2 protein-coding genes are annotated in these 5,412 nt (G+C 40.5%); both read right to left on the bottom strand.

All coding sequences use genetic code 11. The features are described 5' to 3' along the window. Positions 1-3,230: SusC/RagA family TonB-linked outer membrane protein (locus tag ACOVO2_RS06140; RefSeq protein WP_421769120.1), on the bottom strand; the 3,230-nt coding region annotated here is incomplete at its 3' end. 235 nt (positions 3,231-3,465) lie between these two features. Further along, positions 3,466-5,076, bottom strand: coding sequence for a hydrolase (locus ACOVO2_RS06135; RefSeq protein WP_421769119.1), 1,611 nt, complete (start codon positions 5,074-5,076; stop codon positions 3,466-3,468). Between the last annotated feature and the right edge of the window lie 336 nt (positions 5,077-5,412).

Below are 5,412 nucleotides of genomic sequence, written 5' to 3'. Positions count from 1 at the left end.
CCATATCTACGCATTGATGGTGTTTGCAAACCCGAAGAGCCACTTTCATTATACTGATTTGCATTTCTACTACCACCACCAACATATTGATTTAAGTCGATGTCTTTTTTCTCGGCGAAGTAGAACAAGTTACGTCCTACAACCGAAATGGAAGCATTTCTAATTTTATTACCAAACCACTTTTCTGGAAGGCTGTATCCGAATACTACTTCACGAAGCATACCGAACGAACGACTCATTAAATTACCTTCATCAGAATTATAATAACGGCTCACGTAATCTTGCACAAATTGCTTCGTAGTATTTGGAGCATATTGTAATTCGGCATAATTCGTAATTTTTCCATCGGCATCATACTTGATAGCCACGCCATTCGATACCACAACGCCCTCGCCAACGTAGGCTTTTACACCGAGGTAATCTTGGTAGCGAGCTTCACCAAATTTACCAGTTGTGGTTTCGATATGACGACCACCACGGAAAGTCTGGCGTTGGATATAGTTAGAAATCACGCCACCGATACGACCATCGAACTGGAAGCTCAAATTGATATTTTTGTAGCTAAATTTATTGTTGATACCAAACACAAACTTAGGATTGATATAACCCAAAAACTGATTAACTGGATTATAAATCGGACGCCCCGAAGCATCGTTAATAATCTGACCATCAGGAGTTTTTGCAAATGCACGGCCGTAAAATTTATCTAATCTATCACCTACTTTAAAGAATACATTTAGTTTATCTACACCCGGGTAGATTTCGGTAAGCACTTCTTTGAACGTAGAGTAATTGGCAACTACATCCCAATTGAAATTAGCGGTCTTGATTGGTGAACCTGTAATGGCCAATTCCCAACCTGTTTTCTGAGTTTTGATACCATTTACCAAAGCTGAACTATAACCAGTAGCCGTTGAAATCGGTAAAGAGAAGATTCTTGGGCCTTCGTCAGAGATAAAATACGTAAGGTCGAAGCCCAAACGGTTTTTCAAGATTCTTAAATCAAGTCCTATTTCAGATTGCGAAGTAGAGCTTGGCTGTAAATTCGGGTTGTTTAATGCTCCAGTGAAGTAAGCCGCTGGTGTATTATTGTATGCAAAAGGCGTTGAATAAACCGCAGAGTTTAAATAACTTGGACCATCGTAAGGCGAATAATATTGGTCGCCATAACCGATTGGGTTGCCATCGCCCGTAAGAGCTGGTGTTGTACCAATAGTTGAGCGAGTAAGACCATCTTTCACGTTGGCGTACGAAGCACGAAGTTTCAAGAAAGAAATCACCTCTGGTACGCGTACGTAATCAGAAACAACTGTTGCTAAAGCTACCGATGGGTAGAAGAAAGTATTATTTCCAGCTGGCAAAGTTGAGAGTTTATCAACACGGCCAGTTGTAGAGAGTGTCAGGAAGTTTTTATATGAAAAGTCAGCTGAATAATATGCCGAATTTACTCGCATGTCAGAAGCAAAATTGGCCGTACGAACAGGGTTTGATGAGTTATTGAAATTATACAAGCCCGGAACGTTCAAATAATCGGTTGAACCATATTGTGAATTATACTCAAACGTACGAATATTTCCACCAGCCCAAATTTTAGTGTTAAAACCAGCAAATAAGTCTTTATCGAATTTCACCAAAACATCGGTGTTATTCTCGAACAAATTACGACGGTCTTCACGGTAATCGCCACGACGCTCGTCACGGCCATACGAACCAGCCGAATAAGGCATTTTTTCGCTACGGAACAAGTTCCAAGTAGTAATCTGCGACCGCACCGTTGCCTCTAAATAATTGGTAAATTTATAAGTTAGGCCTGCTTGACCGATGATGTCAGACTTTTGGTGTCCACGAAGCCACTCATAACTCATGAAATACGGGTTGTTGTAGCGTTGGTATTCGGCATAAATCTGCTGGATACCTTCTTTACCCGGCTGCCAATAATTACGCATATCGTCCACGTTCCAGTCGGCACCAGCCCAAAGGGTCATGTTGTAGATAATTGAGTTAGGGCCGTAATTAATATCAGGAATATTTGGCGTGTACTGACGGTTATATTGTAAGCTCGAATTGAACGAAAGTTTATTTGAAAACTTATAATCAGAGGCCAAATTGAAGTTGGTGATATTCAATTTAGTATTTGGCACGATGCCACGCTGCGAAATTTGCGAAGTAGAAAAACGTAAGTTATATTTTTCGCCAGTCGAAGAAACAGCAATATTGTTGGTCGAAAGAATACCTGTTTGTAAGAAACGCTCTAAATTGTCTTTTCCACGAGCCACCCATGGCGTAGCAGTTCTTTTTCCAGTAGCTGGGTCGATTGGGCTATCGTATTGCGGAATCAACTGACCTTCAAATTTTGGTCCCCAACCGCCATCGTAGTCACCATCATTTAGACCACCACCTTTTCCATCGCCAAAAGCATAGCGACCGTGGTCACCTGGGCCGTATTCGTCTTGTACTTTCGGAATTGCATAAAAACCTCTGTCAAACATTGTCGAAGAGTTTACATCAACCGAAAAACCACGTTTATCTTTCGTACCACGCTTAGTTGTAATCAAAATAGCACCGTTTTTTCCACGGAAACCATATAAAGCCGATGCCGAAGCCCCCTTCAAAACCGAATAAGTGTCAATATCATCGGGGCTGATATTCCAAGTATCAGAGTTGATTGGCACACCATCAACAACAAAAAGAATTTCGCTATTACCACGCAATGAGATATTTGGTTTACGAAGCATTTCTTGTTGAATACCCACCGTAAGACCCGCCACTTTTCCAGCCAAAGCATTGATTGCATTGGGTTCACGAGCTTTAATTGTAGAAGCTCCATCAACCGACTGAATAGCCACACCAATGCGGCGTGCATCTTTCTTGATACCGAGGGCAGTTACTACTACCTCGTTCAATGTTTTAGTATCTTCTTGCAATGCAATATTGATAACCGACTGATTAGCAACGATTTTCTCTACGGTTGTAAAACCAATTGCCGAAAAAACTAACACCGAGCGAGCCGAAAGATTAGATAATTTGTAATTTCCTTCAGCATCTGAGTTTGTACCCTGATTCGAACCTTTCACAAGCACGCTTACCCCAGGAATGGGTTCTCCGTTTGGAGCAGAAATTTTGCCACTTACATTTTGGTTCTGAGCATTGGCGTACATTACGGCCAAAAGCAAACAAAACAAAATTCTGATGAAACCAGTGAATCTGGTTTTGAGTAGAGATTTGTTCATAAAAAATGATTAGAATTATTTGGGTTTATTGCGTTGTATTCAGCAAAAAGCAGATTTTGGATGCTGAAAATTTGATGGTGCAAAGGTCAAGATGTCTTATGACTTGAATGTGAAGCCAACTTTAAGCTATTGTGAAGTAACAATGCGATTTGTTAGGTTTTTGTTAAGTCTATTAAAATGATTGAAAATAAAAAAGGAGGCCAATTCGGGCCTCCTAAAAAAATGTTTCTACCTTTTACTGTGCTTTTGCTAACCAAAGAGCAGCATTAAGGTGCAAAGCTGGGTGCGAAGTAAAACCAGATGGAGCATCACCTGACCAGCCATTAAATAAATTATCGTTTGTGTCACCAGTTCCATCATCAGAGGGTGAGCTATCTCCAACGAATACGATTCTGCCTGTTCCGTAAGTCGATAAAAGAGCCATTACTTGCGTGCTTGCCCCAACAGTTCCGCTCATTCTCCAAAATAAACCTTGTACATTTGGGTTAGCAGTAGTGTTGATTGTAGCAGTTGCACCTGCATAAAAAGCTAACTTTGTTGCGGCTCCGGCCAAACCATTGAGTAGTTTTTGAGCATTTGCATTTGTGCCTGTATAAACTTTGGTTGTTGGTTGTTCATCAACATCTACATAATCAACCGTAAAACCAAAAGGATTATTATTGTTAATACCATTGTTCGACATTAAATCGTTGATTACCCTCGGAGAATCGTAACCATCGCCATCTCTATCCGAAGGATTATAGCCATTGGCATCGGTACCTGCCGTTGTAGCAGCAGTATGGTCAGCTATCAACATTATTCCACCTCCATTCGCCACAAAATTCATGATGGCAGTTTTCTCGGCAGCTGTAAATAAGCGATTGGGTTCGATGAGCATATATACATCATAATTGCTTAAATCTTGTGGATTTGAAGTATTGCCATAGGTAATTGCTGTTCCTGCGGGTAGTGTTTCCACAAGGTGGCCTCGTTTTACTAATTCAACAGCCCAAGCCGACATTCCACCTTTCCAATAGGTTTCGGGAGTTGATGCTGTGATACCAGTGTAAGATGGGGTTGGGATTCGTTGAGCCGAGCTTTCTACGGTAGTTCCACCAGTATATATAGGTACGCTTACTGTTCCGTCTGCATCAATCAACCAGTCGGCACTTCCTGCATTTTCATATTTGGTTGCATCAAACAAGAACTTTTTGCCCGTTATGCCGCCACCGCCACCTGTACCAGCATTATCGTTGATTACGATATCATCAATATTGATACGGTTCGTGCCACCAGAAAGTTTACGAATTTCTAATCTTACAGTACCTGTTAAATTAATTGTAAATGTTGCTGTTTGAAGCGTAGCAGTTGTTGTTAATGTTGAGCCTGATTGAGTCCAGGTGCTTCCACTATTCGTTGAGTAAAACAATCCCCAAGTAGAGGCTACATCAGTTCCGTAAGTAGCGTGTTTTACGGTTACAGTACTAATACCTGTTGTTTGGTTAAACAACATTGTGATTTTGCCAGTATTACGAATACGTGCTGACCACGAACCTGCTTTTTTATCAGCCGCCAAATTACCAATTACGGCATCATACAAATTCCATGACTTGGCTTGAAGCGTTACGTTATCGCCACTTGATGAGCCAGTTGGAGCAACATCATAAGCTGTTTTAGGACTGGTAGCACCTACCTCAAAACCTTCAGTCAAGGCAACTGCCGCTACACGAGCTGACGAACGAATGGTTGTTGATTGGATTGCTGTGGGCGGACTTACAACTTGCATGTCTTCTCGACAGCTAATCAATAAACCACCTAAAGCCAAACTTACAATGAAGTAATGTTTTAGTTTAGAAATGTGAAGCATAAAAATTGTTTTTAGAATGAAAGGATTTATTATTTGTAAAATTTTGTGTAAAAGTCCCCAATTGTTTGGTACTTATTTTCCAAAGTGCCATTAAGCGTTTGTTAATTTACATCACTTTCTATCACAATAGCCGCCCAATAATTATTATTCGGCTACAATTCTTTTTTGTTTTGTTGCTACTCATTTCGGCACTTAAAATACGAATTAAATAGTTTTTACACAACAAAACTTGGCAAGATTCTACACATAAGCATTTACTCTCTCAATCCATTTCTCAAGATTTCTGGCATACACCAATCTATACTCGGCAATGATACTGGCGTGTTTGTGCTGAAA

This window comes from Emticicia sp. (genome assembly GCF_049241225.1).
GTDB lineage: Bacteria > Bacteroidota > Bacteroidia > Cytophagales > Spirosomataceae > Emticicia.
The sequence above is the reverse complement of the archived record's forward strand: the minus strand, read 5'-3'. Positions and strand labels throughout refer to the sequence as shown.

Bases quoted from the DNA above. Each gene is read 5' to 3' on its own strand.
- ACOVO2_RS06135 (WP_421769119.1), bottom strand. From the start codon at position 5,076: ATGCTTCACATTTCTAAACTAAAACATTACTTCATTGTAAGTTTGGCT.